Source organism: Photorhabdus sp. CRCIA-P01, assembly GCF_003545805.1.
In the GTDB taxonomy this organism is placed as follows: Bacteria; Pseudomonadota; Gammaproteobacteria; order Enterobacterales; family Enterobacteriaceae; genus Photorhabdus; species Photorhabdus antumapuensis.
In genome coordinates, this window is the sequence record NZ_NMQR01000015.1 from 43,449 (window position 1) to 68,100 (window position 24,652).

Consider the following 24,652-nt stretch of genomic DNA (forward strand, 5'->3'; position numbering starts at 1 on the left):
ATGATTTCAGGTTAAAGCAGTGATGCTTTATCAGGGCCACCCGTTATTCCACGGGTGGCCTTATACAACTAAATAATTAATGCAATTTTAATCGTGGACGAATTACACGGTTAATGCCACCAACAAGCATCATCAAACCAGTTTTAATATAACCATGTAAAGCTACCTGATGCATACGATATAAAGAGATATAGACAGCACGGGCTACACGTCCTTCTATCATCATTGAACCACGCATCAAATTACCCATCAAACTACCTACCGTACTGAATTTAGATAATGACACTAATGAACCATGATCTTTATAGGTATATTCTTTTAACGGCTTGTCATTCAGCAACGCAATAATATTACTGTAACACCGGCTAGCCATTTGATGAGCTGCCTGTGCTCTTGGTGGGACAAAACCCCCCTCTTTCTTTGAACATGACGCACAATCACCAATGGCAAAAATATGATCATCAAGTGTCGTTTGCAGAGTTGGCTTTACCACTAGCTGATTAATCCGGTTAGTTTCAAGACCGGCAATATCTTTCATAAAATCAGGTGCTTTGATACCAGCAGCCCATACCATGAGATCAGCTTTAATCAGCTCACCTTCTTTAGTATTCAACCCGCGTTCATCAGCGCTGGTCACCATAGTTTTGGTTAATACATGAACGCCAAGTTTTGTGAGTTCCTGATGTGCCGCAGCAGAAATACGTGCCGGCAATGCAGGCAAAATTCGCTCCCCTGCTTCGACTAACGTCACGTTCAACGCTTCTGAATTCAGCCCTTCAAAACCATAACTGTTAAGCTGTTTTACCGCATTGTGCAATTCCGCTGATAACTCAACACCTGTCGCACCACCGCCAACGATAGCAATATTAACCTTATCTTGCTGACCACAGTTTGCAGAATACTTAAGAAACAGATTTAACATTTCATTATGGAAACGGTGAGCCTGGTGTGGGTTATCCAGGAAGATACAGTGCTCTTTCACACCTTGTGTATTAAAATCATTAGATGTACTTCCCAAGGCCATAACTAGAATGTCATAGCTCAATTCACGTTCAGGAACCAGTACTTCGTTATATTCATCCCTGATCTCAGTCAAAGTAATTTTTTTGCTATCACGGTGAATATCAGTCAACGTCCCTAATTGGAAACTGAAATAGTGGTTACGAGCATGAGCCAGATAACTCAACGCATCAACCCCATCGTCAAGGGAACCTGTTGCCACTTCATGTAATAACGGCTTCCATAAATGACTTTGGTTACGATCCACCAGCACAATTTCTGCTTTCTTTTTACGACCCAACTTATGCCCCAGACTGGTTGCCAGTTCCAAACCACCAGCACCTCCACCAATGATCACAATTCTCTTCTTTGGTGTTGACATGACTACTCCACTAAAAATGTAAATCAAATGTTATCTAAGGATATTAAAACAATATCCTTAGATAACATTTAGTTTGAAATAAATAACTGATGTGATAGTACCAGAATATCACGGCTGGTTAGTTGGTCATACCAAAATTGAACAACATCAAATTCTTTTGAATAAATAAACATCAGAAAACCGGATAGGTAATAGCGCACACCAGATTCGATAAACGGGGAGTATGTAACTCACCCGTATTCCCCTATTTCTTCTCAGACAAGTTGGGAACTTTTCCACAACACTGCCATTTCTCATGTAAAACCGTTAATGCTTTATTGGCCTGCTGCCAACGCTTTGAATTCTTTAACTCATTCAGGCTATATTGACCGCCTCGATGATACAAGTCTGATAATTTTTCCACTTTGGTCAACGGCAGATTATCAAGCACGCTAACCACCCCATCACGGTTATTACATATCAAAATCATGTCACAACCTGCATTGAGTGCAGTCTGTCCGCGTTCAACGTAACTTCCCATCATCTCCGCCCCCACCATAGAGAGATCATCGGAAAATATCACACCATTAAAGCCCAATTGCTGACGCAGCACTGATTTTAACCAATATGACGACCCACTGGCGGGATGCTCATCTGCCTGAGAATAGATCACATGAGCCGGCATAATCGCATCCAATAAATTACGCTGGATAAAATCACGGAAAATAGACATGTCATGACGACAAATCGCTTCTAACGGGCGATCATCGCGGGGAGTTTCTTTATGAGAATCAGCATTAACAGCACCATGCCCCGGAAAATGTTTACCCGTCGATTTCATGCCAGCAGAGTGCATGCCTTTAATAAAGTGCTCCGCCATTATCTTGGCCTGTTCAGGATCTTCATGGAATGAACGTTCACCAATAGCCACACACTGGTGACCTAAATCCAAAACTGGCGCAAAGCTGATATCGATATCCATAGCAATCATTTCAGACGCCATCAACCAGCCCGCCTCTTGCGCCAATTGAGTGCCATGGAGATTGTCACTCAATCCAGCAAAAGATTGAGCCGCCGGTAAACAAGTGAAACCTTCTCGGAAACGCTGAACTCTGCCACCTTCTTGATCAACAGCAATCACAAGACGATGGCGGGAAGCCTTACGAATTTGACGTACTAATTCACGTAATTGCTCAGCATCATAAAAATTACGAGTAAATAGAATTAATCCGCCCACTAATGGATGTTGCAAAATTTCCTTTTCTTCATTATCCAATTCATAACCGACAACATCTAAGATGACTGGACCCATAACATTCCTCACTTATACCCTTCATCTTTCAAGCTGCTGCTTTGTTGGCTACTTTCACTCACCCCAGTCACATAGTTGTCTATGCTCCTGGGGATTCGTTCACTTGCCGCCGCGCTGCAACTCGAAATCTATTAGGTATATATTCATATACTGCCATTAATGCAGTGTAATAAAGATTTAAAACGTTAGACCAAAAGAGAGACGTAACGGTTGCGCTAATTCTAAAAAGTGTCGATCACCACTCTGTTTCCAGCGCACTTCAAACCACATCAAAAGCATGTAATCAACCCAAGGCCGCCAACGTTTAATCTGACGCTCTAATCGTGTCCGATCCAAGTATCCTGATGGCTGACGACAATAGTCGTTCAAAAAATCCTGCTGCTGCGGTTCATCCCAATGATTAGTGCGAAATAGCGTCGCTAACGCGAACCCAATATCGGTATCAGTTGCATATTCCCAATCAATGAGTTTCAGCCCCTGAGAAGTATTAAGCAAATTATCGCCATGCACATCCATATGGGCGGGTGATAATTTTAATATTGAAGGAACCGGAGACGACATAAAATGTTTATGCAACCGCAACCAGCGGGGAGTAAGACGCGCTTTATCAATTTGCAGCCAATGGCTTTCTAGCTGATGCCTCAGTTGAAGTTGGTAACCAAACAGAGGCTGGTGATGCAAAATAGCCAATAATACCGCCAGTTTTTGCAAAAACTCAGGCTGAGAAAACTCATCTTGCCCAATAATATGACCGGGCAACCACTCCAACAACAGCCAGTGAGGAACCATTGCTATGACTTGCGGAGCAATTTTTACCTGACTGAGATGGCGCAAAATGGCGCTTTCACGCTGACGATTAACGCCAAGCTGTTTCCCCTGCCGCCACTGCCTGCGGCCGACAACATGATATTCACCATTAGTGGCATAATAGCTCTCATTTGTCAGACCACTTAGCGGTCTTATCTTCCAATCGCTTACTGCGGTATGCGGCCATTGCCTGCACAATGCCTGCAACAAACAATCATGATTATTTAACGTCACCGTGCCCTGACCAGAGAATCTCACCCGTCTGTACCAACATCAGTTGCATGACGATATCACGCTTATCACTGTTACCTGAAACGATAGAATAAAGAACATAATCCGCATTCAAATAACGAGCTAGACCAATCGCTTTACTACGCAACCCTAAACTATCTTCTTCAGATAAGCCCAGAGATTGACGGGCATTTTGCACCTGATTTTGTGGTACTAATTCAAAAACATGCTCGCTACTGACAGCCTGACGCAAAGCATCGGTTGCTTGCATGGTTTGTAATGCGCCGTTAGTATTGTTTTTCACTGTATCAACTAATAGTAACTTCCCGTTTTCCAACCCATGAGCCTTAACGAGTTGCTCCACTAATGGTTGCACAGTACTTTCCCAGTCAATCGCGCGCATTTTAGGAGGCTCTGGTACCTTTTCAGATGGCAGAGTCGGTTCCGGTGGCGTCACTGGTACAACCGGCGTCGGAGGTTCAGGCTGCTCCGGTGGTAAAGATGGACAACCCGCCAAGAACATAACCGATAGCGCTACAAAAAAAATTCTTTTCATCAACCTATTCCAATTATAGAGCTTTAAAAAACAGATAAGTTTTTGCTATGACACCAGCAATATATTATCGGTCCAATTCCCATGATAAATTTGCAGCATTTATTAAAAAATCGAGATATTCGGAGCTATCTTAGGATAAATAACCCCGAATATCTGCCTACATATGTGAATTTCGGTACTTCACATCATCTTCGTCAGTAATGGTCCTAAATAACGACCACCAACCAAATGCATATGAATATGATAAACCTCCTGTCCCGCATGGCGATTACAGTTCATAATCAAACGATATCCATCTTCAGCAATGCCTTCTTGTTCAGCAATTTTTGCTGCAACCGTCATCATTCGTCCTAACGCTGCTTCATGCTCCGGTTTAACATCGTTCACTGTTGGGATCAGGACATTTGGAATAATCAAAATATGAGTCGGTGCCTGTGGAGAAATATCGCGGAATGCAGTGACTAGATCGTCCTGATAAACAACATCAGAAGGTATTTCACGGCGAATAATTTTACTGAAAATAGTTTCTTCTGCCATCACATTTTCCTTTTATTAAAAAAACAACAGATATATGAACGCTTACAAACCAAAGATTCAAGTTAATAAATCAAATTTTATCTACATCAACATGAAATAAATCGCAAAAATTCTGTGTGGTCACTTCCGCCAATGTCTCAATACTCACTCCTTTGAGTACAGCCATATATTCCGCGACATCACGCACATAGGCAGGCTGGTTTTCTTTACCACGATGAGGCACAGGTGCAAGATAAGGAGAATCGGTTTCAATCAGAATACGATCCAACGGTACATATCTTGCCGCTTCACGAATCTGCTCCGCATTACGGAAAGTCACAATACCAGAGAATGAAATATAGAAGCCTAAATCCAATAATTCTCTCGCCGTATCTTTATCTTCGGTAAAACAGTGCAAAACACCACCACATTCTCGTGCCTGTTCTTCACGCAATACCTTCAAAGTATCATCACGGGCACTGCGGGTATGAACAATAACAGGCTTGTTGAGTTTGCGTCCGATACGGATATGTTCACGAAACGAGGTTCGCTGTAATTCAGCATTATCCTGTTGATAATAGTAATCCAGCCCAGTTTCACCTAGTGCAACAACTTCATTCCCGGCCGCTAAACGCGCCAACTCATCAAAATCATAACCTTCATCCAGATTAAGTGGATGAATACCACAGGAAAATACGATATTTTCCCGTTCACCAATCAGGGTTTTCATTTGCTGGAAACCGGGTAGCGTCGTCGCTACTGCCAGCATAAATTTAACCTCCCGATCTGCCGCTTTTGCGACAACATCATCTACATTTTTATGTAGCTTTTCATAATCAAGGCAATCGAGATGACAATGCGAATCAACTAACAACATATTTAAACTCGTATACAAAAAGATTTCAGGGTTATGAAGTAAACTGTTTTTCCCAATTGAGCAACTGTTCTGCCAGTAACAATTCCCAATTTACGCCCACGACTGAAAGCAACTGATGACGACAAGACATCCAGTCATCAACGCTTTTCAGTAAAACAGCCATAGTATGCATGGAACTCAATTGATAAATCAGCGTTTGTTGATCCTGATTGATGCAATAACGCTGTAACTGCTGTTGCCACTTCACCGCATCAAATAACAAACTGATAAGCCAATGAAGGCGCCGCGGCGCATTTTCATGATTCAGTTGAGGTAAAAGTGACAAAGCATCACGTTTATCCAAAGCTTGTTTAACAGCCTGGCAAAACTGTTCTCGTATCTGCCATTGCTCCGGTTGCAACAATTGTTCTGCTGCTACAGGTGCTCCCCGAGACAGTTTCAACGCTGTCATTGCATCGACCGAAGAAATTAAAGGCAACTGTTTTTGCAACCAATACAGGCTACTTTCCATCTCAGGTACCGGCAAAAAATAGTAAAAACAGCGGCTACGTAAAGTGGCCAAAAGACTGGACGGCTGCCGACATTCCAGAAGAAAATAGGTATGTTCCGGTGGCTCTTCCAGCGTTTTCAATAATGCATTGGCCGCAGCATCTGTCAGACATTCGGTCAAAGGTAACCAGACAATTTTTACCCCACCTTGCTGAGAGCGGCTATAAAGCTTTTCCGTAATCTGCCGTACCGCTTCCACACCAACACTGGTTTTACCCTTCTCCGGTGACATAATATGCCAATCAGGATGAGTTTCTGCCATCATCAGATGACAACTATGACACTTCCCACAACTTTTCATCCCCTGTCTATTCCGACACATCAACCATCGGCTTAATCCATAGATCAACACATCGGCCCCAGTACCTGCATTAGTATGAACCAATAAAGCATGATGGCCTCGTCCTTGCCGATGAAATTCCACCAACTGACGATATGCCTGATTAAGCCACGGATACCAATTCATTAGCCATTTTCCTGCTGCTTCAGCCATTGCCCAAGTACCTGATAAATATCTGCTTGTACTTGCTCTATTGGTTGAGCCGCATCAACGGTCACAATACTCTTATCCTGTGCTGTAAACTCCAGGTAACGACTGCGCGTACGATCAAAAAAATCCATCGACTCTTTTTCAATTCGGTCTAACTCTCCACGTTCACGGGCACGCAGTAAACCAATCCGAGGAGGAAGATCGAGATAAATAGTCAGGTCAGGACGAAAATCACCCAGCACAGTATCACGTAACGAAGTCATTAAGTTTTTATCAATACCACGTCCTCCCCCTTGATATGCCTGGGAAGAGAGGTCATGACGATCACCCACAACCCATGTACCGCGAGACAAAGCAGGTTTAATCACATTTTCGACTAATTGAACTCTGGCTGCATATAACATTAACACCTCTGCTTTATCCGTCAGAGGTTCACCTTCAACACCTTGTTTAATTAACCCACGTAATTTTTCCGCCAGTGGTGTTCCACCCGGTTCACGGGTAAAAATTAAATTCTGAATACCGTGCTGCTGCAATATTTCAACGACTGTTTTCATCGCTGACGTTTTTCCTGCACCTTCCAGCCCTTCAATAACAATAAATTTGCTGTTCATTTGTCTTGTTTTAACCCCTGACGGTAAATATTTACCGCCTTGTTATGCGCAGCCAGATTGGCCGTAAAAGTATGACCACCTTTACCATTCGCCACAAAATAGAGAAATTCGGTTTTTGCCGGGTGTGCGGCCGCTTTTATAGAAGCAAGGCCAGGCATTGCAATCGGTGTAGGTGGCAGGCCATTAATCATATAAGTATTGTAGGGCGTCAATGTCGTTAAATCTTTACGAAAAATAGTGCCTGTATATTTTTCACCTAAACCATAAATCACTGTCGGATCAGTTTGAAGTCGCATATTCAACCGTAAACGATTAATAAATACAGAAGCAACTTTTGTCCGCTCGGCCTCAACACCGGTCTCTTTTTCAATAATCGACGCCATAATCAACATTTCATAAGCATTCTTATAGGGCAAATTTTTGTCGCGCGCGTTCCATTCCTCTTCAAGCGTCATTTTCATCCGTCGATATGCTCGTTTCAGCAATGCAACATCGCTTGTACCTGCCGTATAGTGATAGGTATCAGGATAAAGCCACCCTTCCAGGGTATCCGCATCTTTAATATCGAGTATTTCAGCCAATTCCCGAGCATCTTTATTATCCAATTCATGTTTAAGATATTCAGATTGCTGTAGTATTTTCCACCAGTCAGATAAACGGCCACCTTCAACAAAACGGACCGTAAATTGCGCTTCTTTACCACTAGAGAATAATTGCAACATTTCCCGTAAAGTCATTTCTCGTGTTAATTGATAAGTTCCCGCTTTGAACTCGGCAAGTTTTGGCTCCAACCTTAATAACCAAGGGAAAATATGACTATCTTCAATCAGGTTATCCCGAACCAGTAACGCTTCCAAACCATGACGACCAATACCAGCTGACAGGGTAAATATTCGATCCTGTTTAATTGTTAGTGTTTGATCCGCAAATTTTTCAACTTTTTCATAGCCAGCATAGAGTAATATTGCTGCCATAATGACAATCAAAACCAATAGGGCAAAAAGGCGTTTTTTCCATTTCATCAATTAATCTAATCACTTAAACACATTGTTTACTTAGACACACGGTTCACTTAAATACATCGTGAATTACAACTTCAGACATTCAGGAAGCAAATATTCATACAGTTCCCTTGACTGATATTTCCATCCGGGCTGATTTTCATAAGCTTGAATTTCTCTGACAGGTATCACTGGCATTAAAGAATTACAGACTATCACCTCATCTGCATCAGCCAATGTTTCGGGATAACAGTTTACACAAGAAAAGTGATAATCGCTTTCCGATAATAGCGCGATTATTCTTTCCCGCATCACACCTTCGATACCACAGCCTCGTAAATCAGGAGTATACACATCTTTGCCCTTACGCCAGAAAATGTTTGCAGTACAGCATTCAACCAGAAAACCATCAGTATTAACGACCAGAGCTTCATCGGCATTTGATTTTTCGATAAATGATTTAATCAATATCTGTTCTAAGCGGTTAAGGTGTTTAATTCCAGCAAGATAGGGGTTTATTCCCATCGGTACCGGACTGAGTACCATAGATAAACCTTTCTGACGCTGTTTCAAATACTTATCGGGATAAGAACTAAGAGACAAGATCTGATTGGGTTGTGTAAAACCCTGAGCACTATAACCACGCCCTCCAGCTCCACGGGAAATAATAACTTTAAGTACACCTTGTTCAGTTGTGGAAGCAATCTGTTTTATATGGTTTTCAAGCTGTTGCCAATCGGGCTGTGGAAGATATAACCTTTCAACGCCTTTTTGTAATCTTTGGATATGCAGTGGCAACAAAGCGGTCTGCCCCTGTTCTATTTTTGCTGTTGTGAAACAACCATCACCGAATTGAACTGAACGATCATTGACAGGTAAATAGTCGCTCCGCTCCCCATTAATCCAATACATATAATTTTGTGCTTAATTACTCAAAAAAGGCATTTCAATGCAATTTATCAACAAACGGTATCATAGTATATCGCTGACACGAGTGCAAAAATGCCCACGGCTCTTGTCACAAAAAAAGCTCCAATAATTATTAACTATTGGAGCTCTCTATTCTGTCGCCTCCCAGTATTTACAAAATCATACTGAGAAGCCCTCAACAACAAGTTTCTGTAATATCAGGCTTTGTCTGTCAATCAGGTTTACCTCTTACGGAAAATCAGTGAGCCGTTAGTGCCACCGAAGCCGAAAGAGTTACACAATGCATATTCCATCCCCTCTACCTTACGGGATTCATTTGGCACGAAATCCAGACAGCAGTTCTCATCCTGATTTTCCAGATTGATAGTTGGCGGAACAACCTGATCACGCAATGCCAGGATAGTGAAAATAGATTCAACCGCCCCCGCAGCACCCAACAAATGACCAGTCATTGATTTAGTCGAACTCACTAAAACATCAGTGCCTTTACCAAACACCAACTCAACTGCATGGGCTTCCGCTAAGTCGCCAGCAGATGTTGAAGTACCGTGAGCATTAATATATCCCACTTGCTTGGTCGTGATACCGGCATCTTTCAGCGCATTTTCCATCGCCAGCGCGGCACCCGCACCATTTTCTGGCGGTGACGTCATATGATAAGCATCACTGCTCATGCCAAAGCCAACGATTTCTGCGTAAATTTTCGCACCACGTCTCTTCGCATGTTCATATTCCTCCAGTACCAAGATACCTGCGCCATCCCCCAGAACAAAACCATCGCGGTCTTTATCCCACGGACGACTTGCACCTTGTGGATTATCGTTACGGGTAGATAAAGCACGGGCAGCACCAAAACCACCAACCCCCAGAGGAGTACTGGCTTTTTCCGCACCACCGGCTAGCATAATGTCAGCATCATTATAGGCAATAATACGGGCAGCATGGCCAATATTATGTACACCTGACGTACATGCCGTGGCGATAGAAATGCTTGGGCCACGCAAGCCGTAAATAATACTCAGATGACCTGCTACCATGTTTACGATCGTAGAAGGTACGAAGAACGGGCTGATCTTACGAGGACCACTCGCCACCAACGCCCCGTGATTTTCTTCAATCAGACCCAAACCACCAATACCAGAACCAATAGCAGCACCAAAACGACTAGCATTGGCTTCTGTTACTTCAATTCCAGAATCTTCAATGGCTTGCACACCTGCTGCAATACCATATTGAATGAAATCATCCATTTTTCGTGCATCCTTGCGCGAAATATTGAAATCTTCATGATTAAAACCTTTAACCAGACCAGCAAACTTAGTTGCATGGTGACTGGTGTCAAAATGGTCAATAAGGCTGATACCACTCTGTCCGGCACAAACAGCTTTCCAAGAAGATTCAGCTGTATTACCGACAGGAGATAACATGCCTAATCCGGTCACAACTACTCGACGCTTAGACACGCTCATCCTCCAGGGAGGGAAGTTATTTAGGGCGGAAACATAGGCGGTCGAATGACCGCCTAGGTGTGTTCACTTATTCGCTTTGGTTCTGGACGTAATCAATAGCTGCCTGAACTGTAGTGATCTTTTCTGCTTCTTCATCTGGAATTTCGATATCGAACTCTTCTTCCAGAGCCATTACTAGTTCAACTGTGTCAAGAGAATCAGCGCCCAAGTCATCTACAAAAGAAGCTGAATTAACAACTTCTTCCTCTTTAACACCAAGTTGTTCAACGATGATTTTTTTAACGCGTTCTTCAATAGTGCTCATGCTATTAAATTTCCTATCAAAATTCGCTTTCGCGATGGTTTTCGTAGTTTATAAAATACAGGAAAAGATGCAACCCAATCCCGGCTGGTCGAACCACAAACTTGCTCTATTTTGCGTTATTTGACACAAAAAATGCAACTGGTTCGCTCATTTTTTAGTTCATATACATGCCGCCATTGACATGTAATGTTTCGCCTGTGATGTAAGCCGCTTCATCAGAAGCTAAGAAAGCTACAGCACTAGCAATTTCTTTGACATCCCCAAGCCGCTTAGCGGGGATATCATTCGAAAAACTCGCCAACTGCTCCTCTGGCAAGGCTTTTAGCATATCAGTTTCAATCAGCCCCGGCGCAACAACGTTAACAGTAATACCACGGGAAATCACTTCGCGAGCCAATGTTTTACTGAAACCAATAATCCCTGCTTTCGCCGCTGCATAACTTGCTTGCCCAGGGTTCCCCATCGATCCAACAACAGAACCAATAGAGATAATACGACCATAACGTTTTTTTATCATAAAGCGCATTGCCGCTTTTGACATACGGAAAACGGATGAAAGATTAGTGTCAATAACATGCTGCCACTCATCATCCTTTATGCGCATCACCAAGTTATCACCTGTGATACCCGCATTGTTCACTAAAATGTCAAGCCCACCACACTCTGTTCGGATGGTGGACATGAGCTGTTCAATCGATTCCGGATCAGTGACATTCAGTACAAAACCTTTACCTTTTTCACCAAGGTAAGCACTGATGACTTCAGCGCCTTTTTCGCTTGTTGCTGTACCAATGATATAGGCTCCACGCTCTGCTAATAGCTCAGCAGTTGCACGACCGATCCCACGGCTAGCACCTGTTACTAATGCAATCTTTCCGTCTAATCTCATATTGTTCCTCAATTATTTTCCAATGCAGTTACTAGTGAAGCTGTGTCATTAACTGCTGCTGCGCTTAAGGTATTGACAATTCGTTTAGTTAAACCTGTCAAAACTCTACCTGGCCCTATTTCTAATAGCCGCCCGACACCCTGTCCAGCAATAAATTCAACTGTTTCTGTCCAACGAACAGGGTTATAGAGTTGTCGTACCAGTGCATCACGGATAGCTTCAGCAGATTGTTCTATTTTCACATCAACATTATTTACCACCGGGAACTGAGGATGGCTAAATTCAATTCCTTCCAAAACAACTGCCAGCTTATCTGCGGCGGGTTTCATCAGTGCACAATGCGACGGTACACTGACTGCCAAAGGCAGCGCACGTTTCGCACCGGCGGCTTTACATGCATCACCAGCACGCTCTACCGCCTCTTTCTCACCCGCAATAACAACTTGACCAGGTGAGTTAAAGTTAACAGGAGAAACAATTTGCCCCTGAGCTACTTCTTTACAGGCACGATCAATGGACTCATTATCTAAACCAATAATAACATACATTGCACCAGTGCCTTCAGGCACGGCTTCTTGCATCAATTTGCCACGCAGTTCAACAAGTCTAATTGCTTGTTTGAAATCAATGACACCCGCACAAACCAGTGCGGAATATTCACCAAGGCTATGTCCAGCCATCAGTGATGGTGCTTTTCCACCTTTTTCCTGCCAAAGCCGCCAGATAGCAACCGATGCTGTCAACAACGCGGGTTGAGTTTGCCATGTTTTGTTCAGTTCTTCTTCTGGCCCCTGTTGAACCAGTGCCCAGAGATCATATCCCAGTACATCAGACGCTTCAGCGAAAGTTTGCTCGACAACCGGGAACGCTGTAGCCAAATCGGCCAACATACCAAGGTCTTGAGAACCCTGACCAGGAAATACCATTGCAAATTCAGACATAGACATGTTCATCTTCCTGTCAAATTAAAAACGTATCAGTGCTGAACCCCAAGTAAGGCCACCACCAAAAGCCTCAATTAAGATTAACTGACCACGCTTAATCCGGCCATCACGTACTGCTTCATCAAATGCTGTAGGTACCGATGCCGCAGAAGTATTACCGTAACGATCTAGCGTTACCACTACTTTATCCATTGTCATATTTAATTTTTTAGCTGTCGCCGCGATAATACGCAAATTAGCCTGATGAGGTACCAGCCAATCCAACTCACTATACGGTAAGTTATTTGCTTCTAGAGTTTCATCAACTATGTTAGCCAATTCACGGACTGCAATCTTAAATACTTCATTACCGATCATACTGGCATACGCTGGTTCTTTTAGATTCTGACGCTCCTGATAAGGCAATACCAACAATTTACCATAGCTACCGTTTGCATGAAGGTGAGTTGAAAGAATTCCTGGCTCATTAGAAGCCCCTACCACCATAGCACCCGCACCATCGCCAAACAGGACAAGTGTTCCGCGATCTTCTGGATCAAGTGTTCTGGTAATAGAATCAGAACCAATAACAAGTGCATGTTTGGCCGCACCGGTTCTAATAAACTTATCAGCAATACTCAGTGCATAAACAAAACCAGAACAAGCGGCGGAAATATCAAAAGCCGCAGAATTTTGGGTACCCAACATGTGCTGAATTTGGCACGCGGAACTGGGGAAAGCATGGGTGGATGAAGCTGTTGCAACAATGATTAAATCAATCTGATCTTTATCAATGCCCGACATTTCAATTGCTTTCTTTGCAGCCCGGAACCCCATAACTGCAACAGTTTCATCATCAGTAGCAATACGACGTTCGCGGACACCTGTACGGGTAACAATCCACTCATCAGAAGTATCCACCATTTTTTCTAAATCAGCATTAGTACGCACTTGCGCAGGCAGATAACTACCTGTACCTAAAATTTTTGTATACATGTATGTTCAGTCACTCTTGGGTAATGCTGTTTCCAGGCGTGCAGCAATTCTATCAGGAACCTGCCTTTCAACGGCCTGAACAGCCTGTTCGATTGCGGCTTTAAACGCATGCTCATTAGCCGCCCCATGGCTTTTGATTACAATTCCATATAATCCTAACAGACATGCGCCATTATACTGGTCAGGGTTCAGGTGACCGAAGCGTTTTGTCATCCGTTTTTGCAACCACTTCTTGACTATTTTCAGCAACCAGGAAAATTTTTTCTTTTGTTCATCCGATGATTTGAGCAAGGATAAGATAACTCTAATCGCCCCTTCCATCGTTTTTAACGTCACGTTACCTGCGAAGCCGTCACATACCAACACATCGCTCTTACCTGTCAGTAATTCGTCGCCTTCCAGATATCCAATGTAATTTATTGTCGGAATGCGCTTTAAAATAGTGGCGGCTTCGCGGATATTATCCAGCCCTTTACTCTCTTCTGTACCAATGTTAAGCAATGCTACCGCGGGATTAACCACACCGACCACTTCCTCTGCCATCACTGAACCCATGATGGCGAATTGCACTAGCATGCGGCTATCGCAATTAACATTGGCGCCTAAATCCAATACGACAGTTTGCCGCTGTTTCAGGTTTGGTAACACGGTCATCAAAGCGGGTCTTTCAATGCCCTCTATCGATTTTAGCATTACTTTAGACAACCCCATCAATACTCCGGTATTCCCTGCACTGACACACGCCTGCGCTTCACCAGATTTCACTAAATCCAATGCAATACGCATTGACGTTCCGCGGCTATTACGAATTGCCTGCGACGGCTTCGCATCGTTAGCCACGACCTGTTCAGCAGGAACCACTTGCAAACGACTAAGCAACTCAGCATCACTGTTTGCAAGCATCGGGGAAATGGTATCGGGGGCGCCGACCAGCAATAATTTAAGTCTAGGGTTAGATGCCAGTGCCTGCAATGCAGCAGGCACCGTAACGCGAGGACCAAAGTCCCCGCTCATGGCATCTAACGCTAAAGTCAGATTAGTCAAGGTATCAACTTGCTAATGACTGGCGGAGATTATTTGTTGATGACTTTGCGGCCACGGTAGTAGCCATCAGCAGTCACATGGTGACGCAGGTGAGTTTCACCAGAAGTTTTATCTACAGATAGTAATGGTGCAGTCAGTGCATCATGAGAACGACGCATACCACGTTTAGAACGAGTTGGTTTATTCTGTTGTACGGCCATTGACCTTACTCCTTAAGTACTTTTCTTTAAGCTGGCTAATACGGCAAATGGGTTTGGTTTTTCAGCCTCTAGAGGTAATTCACCAAACACCATGTCCGCTTCGGACACTTCACAGTGTTCAGAATCATGTACCGGAACCACCGGCAGAGAAAGAATTATTTCATCTTCAATCATTGCCAGCAAATCTATTTCGCCAAATTCGTTAACGTCAATTGGCTCATACTCTTCCGGTAATGCTTCAGCCTGTTCATCATTGACGACCGGGCTAAAACAATATGTTATGTGAACGTGATGGCTGAAATTACCGCCACAACGCTGACATTCAAGCGTAACATCCACATCGGAATGCCCACGCACAACCGCCAGACGTTGGTTATCTATCTGAAACGATAAAACGCTGTCTACATCATTGTCCACGCTAACCACAGATTCCGCGATACGCAAAACTTGCTCAGGTGAATAACTACCTGCGTAGTCTAATCGTTTCTGAGCTGCGCGAAGCGCATCAATGGTCAGGGGTAATTTTACCTTTTGCATAAGGCGCGCATATTATCTTTGTAATGAGATATAGTCAAAGAAAAAGGCCACACATCTGCACCTTTCCGCCAAATATTCGCTTATTAAGCGGTGCCTAGTTTAAAATGCCTGCAATTATTTCGCCATGTCTTTTGGAAAAATTATGACACAAATCATTTTAGCTTCCACATCAGCTTACCGCCGCATGTTACTGGAAAAACTTCGTTTACCCTTTATATGCGCGGCTCCTAATACTGATGAAACACCTCGAATGAATGAAAATGCGGAACAGCTCGTTATGCGTTTGGCACAAGCCAAGGCACAGGCATTACAAACAAAATATTCTCAGCATTTGATTATTGGTTCTGATCAAGTTTGTGTTATTAATGGCGAAATCACCGGCAAGCCCCATAGTTTCGAAAATGCATTTAAACAATTACAGCAAGCCAGTGGTCATTGCGTCACCTTTTATACCGGCATTTCTCTCTTTAACAGCAAAACAGGTATAACTGATACCCGTTGTGAATTATTCAATGTCTATTTTAGAGAGCTGACTGATGATGAAATCTGGGCTTATTTAACCACGGAAAACCCCCTTAATTGTGCCGGAAGCTTTAAAAGCGAAGGGTTAGGAATCACTTTATTTGAACGACTTGAAGGGAAAGACCCGAATACGCTGATAGGTTTACCATTAATTACATTGACTGAATTATTAATCCGCCAGGGGATAAACCCACTGACGGCGATAGGTTAATTACTGTGATTCCGACGTAGCGTTTTTATACAATAGCGCAATTGCTCATCCATCGGTGCTTCAAGACGTAATGTCTCCCCCGTCGAGGGATGAGTAAATTTTAGCGCGCTGGCATGCAAGAATAGGCGGTTAAGACCCGTATTTGACAATTGCGAATCAAAAATTTTATCCCCATAGCGATCATCAAAAGCGATCGGATGCCCAGCATATTGAGCATGAACACGGATTTGATGAGTCCGACCTGTTACCGGGCTGGCTTTCACTAACGTTGCATTGGCAAAACGCTCTTCTACTTTAAAACGTGTTTCAGAAGGCTTACCTTCATTGCTTACTTTAACAATCCGCTCACCACTTTGCAGGATATTTTTCAGCAATGAAGCCTGAACCACCTTACAATGTGATTGCCATTGTCCTTGAACTAAAGCCAGATAATCTTTCTGCATCTGTTTAAGGCGTAATTGCTCGTGCAAGGCCCGTAAAGCTGAGCGTTTTTTAGCAATTAACAAAATTCCAGAGGTATCACGATCCAGACGATGCACCAATTCGAGGAATTTTGCTTCCGGACGCAATACCCGCAATCCTTCGATAACGCCAAAACTTAAACCACTACCGCCATGAACGGCCGTACCAGAAGGTTTATTGAGCACCAGAATATGGTCATCTTCGTATAAGATACAGTCGTCCAATGCAGCGACTTTATCCAGTTTAGCTGAAACTGGTATCTCTTGCCGTTCCGCAACCCGAACCGGCGGAATTCTGACAACATCCCCCTCAGACAATTTATACTCAGGTTTTATCCTGCCTTTATTTACCCGGACTTCGCCCTTACGCACAATCCGGTAAATCATGCTCTTAGGAACACCCTTCAAACGCGCTAATAAAAAATTATCAACTCGCTGTCCAGCCTCATCGTCATCAATAGTGACAAATTGTACAACTTGATTATTCGTTTTCATGATAGCAATTTTAATTATCACTCAAGCAGAGTGCTACTCATTTTTAAATTATGTGTAAAAATCACGCATACTTTCTGGTTGTTACCTTCCCTACTTTAAGATAAAGATTAAATATTAACTATTTCTTCCTATTTCATCAGAAAAACCGCTTAAAGACATAAAGTCACCTTGCTATCACCCCAACAGCAATGGAATAATACGTAGCCACCATCAGTTTTTTAATCCTGAATGGCGAAGTTAAACGTTTGTTCTATATTTGATTGCACAAAAACGCAGCAATGGCGTAAGACGTACTGGGAAATCAAATAATTAGCGGGCTATGGGTAGCAGATTACTGGAATTGGATCAAATCAGCTTCATTTATATTTGCAGATTATTCCTAGAAAAAGGTACTGTTTTCTAAGTGAAAATTCAGACCTGCCGAAAATATGCGTCTCTATACAAACGACAACCGGGAGGTTGGCGGATTTGTAAAAGACACGAGACCATCGGTTACCAGTCACTTATCTATATTTGCCCATAGCTCTATAACTAATGTAAAAAATAATGAGTAAGTTACAATGAAAAGAATGCTAATCAACGCAACTCAGCAAGAAGAGTTGCGTGTTGCTCTGGTTGACGGGCAACGCCTTTATGATTTGGATATCGAAAGCCCAGGACACGAGCAAAAAAAAGCAAATATCTACAAAGGTAAAATCACCCGAATTGAACCTAGTCTGGAAGCTGCTTTTGTTGACTACGGCGCTGAACGGCATGGTTTCCTTCCTATTAAAGAAATCGCCCGCGAATATTTCCCCAATAACTACCATCCTCACGGTCGCCCTAATATCAAAGATGTTTTAAGGGAGGGCCAGGAAGTTATCGTTCAAGTCGATAAAGAAGAACGAGGTAATAAAGGGGCTGCCTTAACCACTTTTATCAGCCTGGCGGGCAGTTATCTGGTACTAATGCCTAATAACCCTCGCGCGGGTGGTATTTCCCGCCGTATCGAAGGAGATGACCGAACAGAACTGAAAGAAGCTTTGGCATCGCTAGAAGTGCCAGAAGGAATGGGACTGATTGTCCGCACTGCGGGCGTCGGTAAGTCCGCAGAAGCACTACAGTGGGATTTATCATTTCGCCTTAAACACTGGGAAGCGATCAAAAAAGCCGCCGAAAACCGCTCTGCGCCATTCTTAATCCATCAAGAAAGTAATGTTATCGTCCGTGCTTTCCGAGACTATTTGCGCCCAGACATAGGTGAAATTTTAATCGACAACCCTAAAGTTCTCGATCTGGCACGCCAGCATATCACCGCGCTTGGCCGCCCAGATTTCACCAGTAAAATCAAGCTGTATAGCGGCGAAGTTCCCCTGTTCAGCCATTATCAGATTGAATCACAGATTGAATCTGCGTTTCAGCGTGAAGTTCGCCTGCCATCAGGTGGTGCCGTGGTTATCGATACCACGGAAGCATTAACTGCGATCGATATTAACTCTTCCCGAGCAACACGCGGAGGAGATATCGAAGAGACCGCTTTTAATACCAACCTTGAAGCAGCGGATGAAATTGCCCGTCAATTACGCCTGCGTGACCTTGGTGGTTTGATTGTTATCGATTTTATCGATATGACACCAGTACGTCATCAACGTGAAGTGGAAAACCGCCTACGTGATGCTGTTCGTCAGGATCGTGCTCGTATTCAAATTGGCCGTATTTCCCGCTTTGGTCTACTGGAAATGTCCCGTCAGCGCCTGAGCCCATCACTAGGTGAATCTAGCCACCACGTTTGCCCGCGCTGTAGCGGCACAGGGACTATTCGTGATAATGAATCCCTGTCACTATCCATTTTGCGTCTGATTGAAGAAGAGGCACTGAAAGAGAACACGCATCAAGTCCATGCTATTGTTCCAGTACAAATCGCCTCATATCTACTAAACGAAAAACGCCAGGCTGTCAGTGCAATTGAGCGCCGTCAAGGAGATGTTGGCGTGGTGATCGTGCCTAACGATCAAATGCAGACTCCCCACTTCTCTGTTCTGCGCGTGCGTAAGGGCGAGGAAATTTCTACCCTGAGTTATCTGCTTCCTCAATTCCATGAAACTGGAACGACAAATCCTCAAGAAGATGTCCAACCTGAACGTAAGCGTCCTGAGCAGCCCGCTATTTCTGCCTTTGCTTTGCCAGCCGATACGCCAGCACAACAATCATCACACAAAGCAAAAGAGAAAAAGCCTAACCACACTGCTCAGACTATAACGGAACAACCTGGTCTCTTAAGCCGCTTCTTGACTGCTTTGAAAAAAATGTTCAGTACAAAAGCAGAAGAAGAAAAACCGGCACAGAAAAAAGAGAACAAATTATCCGGTCATGATAACCGTCGCTCTTCTGAACGACGCAATCAACGCCGCCAAAATTCACGTAAAGATCGTGATGATAATAATCTGCGTGATGAACAACGTAATAACCGCGATCGTGACGAACAATGGAAAAATCGTAATACTCCACAGAAAAATGGCACTCAAGATAACAACGTGACGATAGATACTGCTGCTCGTGAAACCCAACAGCAACAGCAACGTCGCGAGCAACGTGCGGAACGTCAACGCCGTCGTCAGGAAGAAAAACGCCAGCAGCAACTTGAAACCCAGAAACCAGAAGTCGTTGAAAATGAGGTTGAAGAACGTCTACCGGTTATGCCACGTCGCCAACGTCGTCAGCTTGAACAAAAAATTCGCATCATAGATGAAGTGAAAGAAGTTACAACTGTCGCCTCACTGCCCGTACCTGTTGTTACAGAAGAGCAATTACCAGTACCTGTTGAAATACCCGTAGAAACAGCTCAGCCACAACAATTGACTGAAAATAAAGAGCAACAAGATAATGTTATGCCACGCCGCTCTCGTCGCTCACCTCGTCATTTGCGCGTTAGTGGTCAGCGCCGCCGCCGTTACCGCGATGAGAGAAATCTACTTCAATCACCGGCACCATTATCCATGGCTGTTGCATCACCAGAAATGGCTTCCGGTAAAGTTTGGGTTCGCTATCCAGTGGTTCCGATTTCCATAGAAATTCCTGAGGAAATTTCCATGATCGAACAGCAAAATGGGGTATTGCCAGCAATAGCAGCAGAAACAGTACCTGCAATCATCGTTGTCGCAGAGTCTGAACAAACCATCATTGAATCGCCTAAGGTAGCAGGGATGCCAGAAGCTCACCAGAATGGAATCAAATCTGAAACAGGCATTACAAAACAAAATGATATTGTTCTACAGCAAACTGAATCAGTGCAAGAAGAGCGGTCAGTTATTGAACTGGTTGCAATAACACCGATTATCCCTGAATTTGAACAGCAATCTGAAGCAGAAGAAGACATTGTTGTTTCTGAAGAAATTGCAGCAGTGATGATTATTGAAGAGAGTAAAGATGAAATGGTTAAACAACCTGTTGCTATTATAGACAAATTTCATCATTCTTATGCGCCGATGACCAAAGCGCCAGCCCCTGAGATGATTGAAAAACCTATTATTATCAGCGAATGGCAACGGCCTTTTTCTCATTTTGAAGGGAAAGGGGGAGCTGGAGGCCACTCAGCCACTAATGCGGCTACTTCACCAATGGCTAAACCGCAATTCTTTAAATAAACAACATTGTTTAATATTAGCAGAATGGCTCTTTTTAGGGAGCCATTTTTTTTGCCACTAACCCCACAAAAATACTTACCGTTAATTTTATTCTATCCACATAAGGGTTAGTTTAAACGGTCATTACCGTTACCCTGTTCAATTAATTATCATTTGATTTCTTATTTTAACCAGGAGAATAACCTATGAAACCGTGGCTTATTTTTGGTGCAGGTAGTGGCGTTGGACGTCATCTCGTGACCGTTGCACTGCAACAAAAACGTCCCGTCATTGCGCTTATCCGCAATTCTCAGCAGGCTACTGAGCTGAGTGCTTTAGGTGTCAAAGTGATACAAGGTGATGCCTGTAATGCTGAAGATATTGAAAAAACGGTACAACATGTCAGTTCAGAAGCAATCGTCTTTTCTACTATTGGTGGAATTGATTCAGATCTCTTTGGCAATATGACTATCATTGATACTATTGAGAAAGCTGGAATAACACGTATGTTACTCGTTACCTCAATAGGTTGTGGCGAAGGCTGGAAAACCCTGTCACCCAGAGCTAAATCATTGTTTGGCCAATCTGTCAGGCGTAAATCAATGGCAGAAAGCTACCTTCAAACAAGTTCCTTGAATTACACAATTATTCGTCCAGGAGGATTAACAGATAAACCGGGAACAGGCCATTGTCAAAGATATCAGCATGAAATTCATGGTGTAGTTAGCCGCCAAGATGTTGCACATCAACTGGCAACTATGGCAGAAGAAGAATCTTCATATCAGCAGATTTATACCTTAGTTGATCCAGAGCTTAAACCTGATTGGGCTGTTGCGTAGTTGGTAAAAATAACCACGCATTCATGCGTGGTTATTCTAATGATGCTATTTCAGTTCACCCATTGTTTTAAGCTTTTTAGACAATTCACGACGCTCCTTAGAAAGATCCGCATTTTTAATTATATGATCATCTATACGGTCTTCATAATCACTTCTCATATTCATAATGATGCTCTGAATATCCTCAATTGACATACCAGGCTTGATGTATTCGCTCAAGTTATCAAGCAATAAAACACGCTTCTGGTTATCGCGTATTTTCTTTTCATTGTCTGCAATTTCGCGCTGTAACTTATTCTTACGACGAAACATATGTACAAACTCCAACACATTGTGGAATGATGGCTTATTTACGTTGTCCATTTTCATACCTTTCTTTAACTCAAACGCACAGATTATCCAATTGGATTACACAATACAACTTAACGTTATTAATAGACAAGTCAGTTTCCATTCCTTATTGATTTTAATTGATTACGTAAACCTGTTAGCTTGCTGATGAAGAGTTCAGCATATTGCTTTAATCGAAAACAACGGGTTAATATAGGTGAATAATTCAGCAAAAACCTTTCACTGGTAGAAGCACAGTTCTTTACGTCCCTTCCCCATTCCTTAACTACCATCTCTTCCTTCCAGCGCTCAAAGTGCAATGATCATTAATCACTATAATCCCTGGAATTACTAAGCTAATGTAATAATAAATTTATCGGAGCATAATTTTATATATCTAATACCCCTTCAGCAAACCCGGTAAGCCAACCGCTGTCACCATCACCAATTGTTGCAACCATTTTTTCCGCAATTTCTTTAGATCCATCCATTAAAAAACCCTTTCATCCCAAATACTATATGCGCCGGTTGAGCAGGCCACATTATTCCATGTGATATTTATGTACTCGATTGAAAGAATCTCCTGTGACATCATATGATTGCTGGTTAATGAATGCGGGTAATCTGATTTCAAACTAGCAATATATGCCTGCCCAAGACGGATTGTATAATAAAGTTCAAGTCCACCATTTTCATTAATACGATAAAATTCAAAGAAATACTCTAATTTTTCGTTATCATCCAAACTTTTTGCCAATTGAATCTCTTCCACCACAGCCAGCAAAAATTAACCCTTGGTTCTGGCCATTAATCTTTAAATAAATTAAATTTTACATATTCACCCTATTAATAATTTCAACATTTCGCCTACATATTGAAATAAATATGTCAACGTAGTCAAGGATAATCGGCCTTAAAATATACAATTTTTTATTTCAAGTACCCAAAATGTTAATCATTGGCTTCCTAATCGCAGAACAGAAAGTAGGAAAACATGTATACAATGTTATTGCAATTACCTGGATTCTCTAAGATAGTAAGCAATAATTGCCTGTATTTTAGGGTAAAAATACCATTTACTCCTTGAAAGAACAGCAGAAACAAACGATTAACATCATTGGACATTGAATAACAGTGAAAAACAGTAGCGAACAACCCACCTTTTACATTCATGACTACGAAACTTTCGGTCAACATCCGGCCTTAGATAGGCCAGCTCAGTTTGCCGGTGTTCGTACTGATATGGATTTCAATATTATTGAAGAGCCATTAGTTATTTACTGTTCACCCGCTGATGATTATCTCCCACAACCAGAAGCTGTCATGATTACCGGCATTACGCCTCAAATTGCATTAGAAAAAGGGGTCAGTGAAGCGGAATTTGCCCGCCAGATTCATAATGTATTCAGTGTGCCGAACAGTTGTATCCTCGGTTATAACAATATTCGGTTTGATGATGAAGTCAGCCGGAATATCTTTTACCGCAATTTTTATGATCCATACGCTTATAGTTGGCAAAAAGGTAATTCCCGTTGGGATTTGCTTGACGTATTACGTGCCTGTTATGCCTTACGCCCCGAAGGTATTGTCTGGCCAAAGAATGAAGATGGTCTACCTAGCTTTAAACTGGAACATCTGACCAAGGCAAATGGCGTTGAACATTCACATGCTCACGATGCCATGTCCGATGTCTACGCCACAATCGCAATGGCAAAATTACTCAAAGAAGTACAGCCAAGGATGTTCAATTATTTCTTTCAATTAAGAAATAAGCAGAAAATTAGCGCCCTCATCGATATCCCCCAAATGAAACCGCTGGTTCATGTTTCCGGGATGTTTGGCTCTGCTCGCAGCAATCTCAGTTTGGTTGCACCTCTTGCCTGGCATCCAGTAAATCAGAATGCCGTTATTGTATGCGATTTAGCTGGAGATATTTCACCATTACTGGAATTGGATGCAGATGCATTGCGTGAACGTCTATACACCCGCCATGATGAATTGCAGCCAGATCAACCACCAGTCCCCATAAAACTGGTTCACATTAATAAGTGCCCAATAATCGCCCCCGATAATACTTTGCGGACAGAAGATGCTGAACGTATCGGTTTGGATCGGGATCATTGTGAAAGAAATCTGGCTATTCTGCGAAATAATCCACAAATCAGAGAAAAAATTGTAGAGCTGTTTGCAGAGACCGAGCCTTTTCCTGAATCCGATAATGTTGACGCTAAGCTGTATGATGGTTTTTTTAGTCGTGCCGATAAAGCAGCAATGGATATTATCCGTGAGACACTGCCGCAGAATTTACCTGCTTTAAACCTGACTTTCCAAGACCCGCGAATTAAGACTCTGTTATTCCGCTACCGTGCCAAAAATTACCCCGCTACTCTGACTTATGACGAACAACAACGCTGGCTACGTCATCGTCAAGATGTATTAACTCAGGATAAACTCAGTGAATATATCTTTATCATTGAGCAACTCTTTATTGAACACCAAAGTAATGAAGAAAAATGCGGTCAACTTAAAGCACTGATGGAGTATGCAGTCAAATTAGTCGGATAATCAAACAAATAGTGGACAAATA

The 24,652-nt window shown here is 42.8% G+C and carries 25 protein-coding genes; 4 read left to right on the forward strand and 21 right to left on the reverse strand.

Annotated elements, in window-relative coordinates; all coding sequences use genetic code 11:
• Positions 1-76 precede the first annotated feature (76 nt).
• The 18 genes from D3222_RS11320 to yceD form a co-directional block, all read right to left on the reverse strand.
• Positions 77-1,381 carry an NAD(P)/FAD-dependent oxidoreductase gene (locus D3222_RS11320; protein WP_118986249.1) on the reverse strand — a complete coding sequence of 435 codons (1,305 nt, stop codon included), beginning with the start codon at positions 1,379-1,381 and terminating at the stop codon, positions 77-79.
• A 244-nt stretch (positions 1,382-1,625) separates the two neighbouring features.
• Positions 1,626-2,672, reverse strand: a complete 1,047-nt coding sequence (nagZ, locus tag D3222_RS11325; protein WP_118986250.1) for a beta-N-acetylhexosaminidase — start codon at positions 2,670-2,672, stop codon at positions 1,626-1,628.
• 177 nt (positions 2,673-2,849) lie between these two features.
• Entirely contained in the window at positions 2,850-3,737 is an 888-nt protein-coding gene (thiK, locus tag D3222_RS11330) for a thiamine kinase (protein ID WP_369973514.1), read from the reverse strand.
• Positions 3,700-4,266, reverse strand: coding sequence for a penicillin-binding protein activator LpoB (gene lpoB, locus D3222_RS11335; protein ID WP_118986252.1), 567 nt, complete (start codon positions 4,264-4,266; stop codon positions 3,700-3,702). The genes thiK and lpoB overlap by 38 nt, the downstream gene beginning before the upstream one ends.
• A gap of 180 nt (positions 4,267-4,446) precedes the next feature.
• Entirely contained in the window at positions 4,447-4,803 is a 357-nt protein-coding gene (gene hinT, locus D3222_RS11340) for a purine nucleoside phosphoramidase (RefSeq protein WP_118986253.1), read from the reverse strand.
• A gap of 70 nt (positions 4,804-4,873) precedes the next feature.
• Positions 4,874-5,659 carry a metal-dependent hydrolase gene (locus D3222_RS11345; RefSeq protein ID WP_118986254.1) on the reverse strand — a complete coding sequence of 262 codons (786 nt, stop codon included), beginning with the start codon at positions 5,657-5,659 and terminating at the stop codon, positions 4,874-4,876.
• A gap of 31 nt (positions 5,660-5,690) precedes the next feature.
• Positions 5,691-6,674, reverse strand: coding sequence for a DNA polymerase III subunit delta' (gene holB, locus D3222_RS11350; protein WP_118986255.1), 984 nt, complete (start codon positions 6,672-6,674; stop codon positions 5,691-5,693).
• Entirely contained in the window at positions 6,674-7,312 is a 639-nt protein-coding gene (gene tmk / locus D3222_RS11355) for a dTMP kinase (RefSeq protein ID WP_118986256.1), read from the reverse strand. Before tmk ends, holB begins: the two co-directional genes overlap by 1 nt.
• Positions 7,309-8,334 carry an endolytic transglycosylase MltG gene (mltG, locus tag D3222_RS11360; RefSeq protein ID WP_118986257.1) on the reverse strand — a complete coding sequence of 342 codons (1,026 nt, stop codon included), beginning with the start codon at positions 8,332-8,334 and terminating at the stop codon, positions 7,309-7,311. The genes tmk and mltG overlap by 4 nt, the downstream gene beginning before the upstream one ends.
• A 66-nt stretch (positions 8,335-8,400) precedes the next feature.
• Positions 8,401-9,225, reverse strand: a complete 825-nt coding sequence (pabC, locus tag D3222_RS11365; protein ID WP_118986258.1) for an aminodeoxychorismate lyase — start codon at positions 9,223-9,225, stop codon at positions 8,401-8,403.
• Positions 9,226-9,464: 239 nt separating this feature from the next.
• On the reverse strand, positions 9,465-10,706 hold the full coding sequence (fabF, locus tag D3222_RS11370; protein WP_118986259.1) for a beta-ketoacyl-ACP synthase II: 1,242 nt from the start codon (positions 10,704-10,706) through the stop codon (positions 9,465-9,467).
• Between the two features lie 73 nt (positions 10,707-10,779).
• Positions 10,780-11,016, reverse strand: a complete 237-nt coding sequence (gene acpP, locus D3222_RS11375) for an acyl carrier protein (RefSeq protein ID WP_011147052.1) — start codon at positions 11,014-11,016, stop codon at positions 10,780-10,782.
• Between the two features lie 154 nt (positions 11,017-11,170).
• Positions 11,171-11,905: a 3-oxoacyl-ACP reductase FabG gene (fabG, locus tag D3222_RS11380; protein WP_118986260.1), complete on the reverse strand. Its 735-nt coding sequence runs from the start codon at positions 11,903-11,905 to the stop codon at positions 11,171-11,173.
• An 8-nt stretch (positions 11,906-11,913) separates the two neighbouring features.
• Positions 11,914-12,846 (reverse strand): ACP S-malonyltransferase, encoded by a 933-nt coding sequence (fabD, locus tag D3222_RS11385; RefSeq protein ID WP_118986301.1) that lies wholly within the window; start codon positions 12,844-12,846, stop codon positions 11,914-11,916.
• 24 nt (positions 12,847-12,870) lie between these two features.
• Positions 12,871-13,824, reverse strand: a complete 954-nt coding sequence (locus D3222_RS11390) for a beta-ketoacyl-ACP synthase III (RefSeq protein WP_118986261.1) — start codon at positions 13,822-13,824, stop codon at positions 12,871-12,873.
• A gap of 6 nt (positions 13,825-13,830) precedes the next feature.
• A complete protein-coding gene (gene plsX, locus D3222_RS11395; RefSeq protein ID WP_118986262.1) occupies positions 13,831-14,868 on the reverse strand; it encodes a phosphate acyltransferase PlsX in 1,038 nt (345 codons plus the stop codon).
• 29 nt (positions 14,869-14,897) lie between these two features.
• Positions 14,898-15,068, reverse strand: coding sequence for a 50S ribosomal protein L32 (gene rpmF / locus D3222_RS11400; protein WP_011147057.1), 171 nt, complete (start codon positions 15,066-15,068; stop codon positions 14,898-14,900).
• Between the two features lie 12 nt (positions 15,069-15,080).
• Complete coding sequence (gene yceD, locus D3222_RS11405; RefSeq protein ID WP_036782159.1) at positions 15,081-15,605, reverse strand: 23S rRNA accumulation protein YceD; 525 nt, start codon at positions 15,603-15,605, stop codon at positions 15,081-15,083.
• Positions 15,606-15,747: 142 nt separating this feature from the next.
• Between yceD and D3222_RS11410 the strand changes: the two genes are divergently transcribed.
• A complete protein-coding gene (locus tag D3222_RS11410; RefSeq protein ID WP_118986263.1) occupies positions 15,748-16,338 on the forward strand; it encodes a Maf family protein in 591 nt (196 codons plus the stop codon).
• Here the strand turns inward: D3222_RS11410 and rluC are convergent.
• Positions 16,335-17,294, reverse strand: a complete 960-nt coding sequence (gene rluC / locus D3222_RS11415; protein ID WP_118986302.1) for a 23S rRNA pseudouridine(955/2504/2580) synthase RluC — start codon at positions 17,292-17,294, stop codon at positions 16,335-16,337. The genes D3222_RS11410 and rluC overlap by 4 nt on opposite strands.
• 560 nt (positions 17,295-17,854) lie before the next feature.
• On the opposite strand from rluC, the gene rne reads away from it, so the two are divergent.
• On the forward strand, positions 17,855-20,917 hold the full coding sequence (gene rne, locus D3222_RS11420) for a ribonuclease E (RefSeq protein WP_118986264.1): 3,063 nt from the start codon (positions 17,855-17,857) through the stop codon (positions 20,915-20,917).
• Positions 20,918-21,102: 185 nt separating this feature from the next.
• Positions 21,103-21,735, forward strand: a complete 633-nt coding sequence (locus D3222_RS11425; protein ID WP_118986265.1) for an NAD(P)-binding oxidoreductase — start codon at positions 21,103-21,105, stop codon at positions 21,733-21,735.
• Between the two features lie 45 nt (positions 21,736-21,780).
• Here D3222_RS11425 and tmaR read toward each other — a convergent pair whose 3' ends face one another.
• Together tmaR and tssD are read right to left on the reverse strand one after the other, a co-directional pair.
• Positions 21,781-22,098, reverse strand: a complete 318-nt coding sequence (gene tmaR / locus D3222_RS11430; protein ID WP_112878499.1) for a PTS system regulator TmaR — start codon at positions 22,096-22,098, stop codon at positions 21,781-21,783.
• A gap of 457 nt (positions 22,099-22,555) precedes the next feature.
• Positions 22,556-22,840, reverse strand: coding sequence for a type VI secretion system tube protein TssD (gene tssD / locus D3222_RS11435; RefSeq protein WP_232832489.1), 285 nt, complete (start codon positions 22,838-22,840; stop codon positions 22,556-22,558).
• A gap of 359 nt (positions 22,841-23,199) precedes the next feature.
• On the opposite strand from tssD, the gene sbcB reads away from it, so the two are divergent.
• Positions 23,200-24,630: an exodeoxyribonuclease I gene (gene sbcB / locus D3222_RS11440; RefSeq protein ID WP_118986267.1), complete on the forward strand. Its 1,431-nt coding sequence runs from the start codon at positions 23,200-23,202 to the stop codon at positions 24,628-24,630.
• The last annotated feature ends 22 nt before the right edge of the window (positions 24,631-24,652 follow it).

Excerpts from the sequence above, each read along its gene's own strand:
- D3222_RS11320 (WP_118986249.1), bottom strand. The coding sequence starts at position 1,381 with ATGTCAACACCAAAGAAGAGAATTGTGATCATTGGTGGAGGTGCTGGT.
- nagZ (WP_118986250.1), bottom strand. The coding sequence starts at position 2,672 with ATGGGTCCAGTCATCTTAGATGTTGTCGGTTATGAATTGGATAATGAA.
- lpoB (WP_118986252.1), bottom strand. The coding sequence starts at position 4,266 with ATGAAAAGAATTTTTTTTGTAGCGCTATCGGTTATGTTCTTGGCGGGT.
- hinT (WP_118986253.1), bottom strand. The coding sequence starts at position 4,803 with ATGGCAGAAGAAACTATTTTCAGTAAAATTATTCGCCGTGAAATACCT.
- D3222_RS11345 (WP_118986254.1), bottom strand. The coding sequence starts at position 5,659 with ATGTTGTTAGTTGATTCGCATTGTCATCTCGATTGCCTTGATTATGAA.
- holB (WP_118986255.1), bottom strand. The coding sequence starts at position 6,674 with ATGAATTGGTATCCGTGGCTTAATCAGGCATATCGTCAGTTGGTGGAA.
- tmk (WP_118986256.1), bottom strand. The coding sequence starts at position 7,312 with ATGAACAGCAAATTTATTGTTATTGAAGGGCTGGAAGGTGCAGGAAAA.
- mltG (WP_118986257.1), bottom strand. The coding sequence starts at position 8,334 with ATGAAATGGAAAAAACGCCTTTTTGCCCTATTGGTTTTGATTGTCATT.
- pabC (WP_118986258.1), bottom strand. The coding sequence starts at position 9,225 with ATGTATTGGATTAATGGGGAGCGGAGCGACTATTTACCTGTCAATGAT.
- acpP (WP_011147052.1), bottom strand. The coding sequence starts at position 11,016 with ATGAGCACTATTGAAGAACGCGTTAAAAAAATCATCGTTGAACAACTT.
- fabG (WP_118986260.1), bottom strand. The coding sequence starts at position 11,905 with ATGAGATTAGACGGAAAGATTGCATTAGTAACAGGTGCTAGCCGTGGG.
- fabD (WP_118986301.1), bottom strand. The coding sequence starts at position 12,846 with ATGTCTGAATTTGCAATGGTATTTCCTGGTCAGGGTTCTCAAGACCTT.
- D3222_RS11390 (WP_118986261.1), bottom strand. The coding sequence starts at position 13,824 with ATGTATACAAAAATTTTAGGTACAGGTAGTTATCTGCCTGCGCAAGTG.
- rpmF (WP_011147057.1), bottom strand. The coding sequence starts at position 15,068 with ATGGCCGTACAACAGAATAAACCAACTCGTTCTAAACGTGGTATGCGT.
- yceD (WP_036782159.1), bottom strand. The coding sequence starts at position 15,605 with ATGCAAAAGGTAAAATTACCCCTGACCATTGATGCGCTTCGCGCAGCT.
- D3222_RS11410 (WP_118986263.1), top strand. The coding sequence starts at position 15,748 with ATGACACAAATCATTTTAGCTTCCACATCAGCTTACCGCCGCATGTTA.
- rluC (WP_118986302.1), bottom strand. The coding sequence starts at position 17,294 with ATGAAAACGAATAATCAAGTTGTACAATTTGTCACTATTGATGACGAT.
- rne (WP_118986264.1), top strand. The coding sequence starts at position 17,855 with ATGAAAAGAATGCTAATCAACGCAACTCAGCAAGAAGAGTTGCGTGTT.
- D3222_RS11425 (WP_118986265.1), top strand. The coding sequence starts at position 21,103 with ATGAAACCGTGGCTTATTTTTGGTGCAGGTAGTGGCGTTGGACGTCAT.
- tmaR (WP_112878499.1), bottom strand. The coding sequence starts at position 22,098 with ATGGACAACGTAAATAAGCCATCATTCCACAATGTGTTGGAGTTTGTA.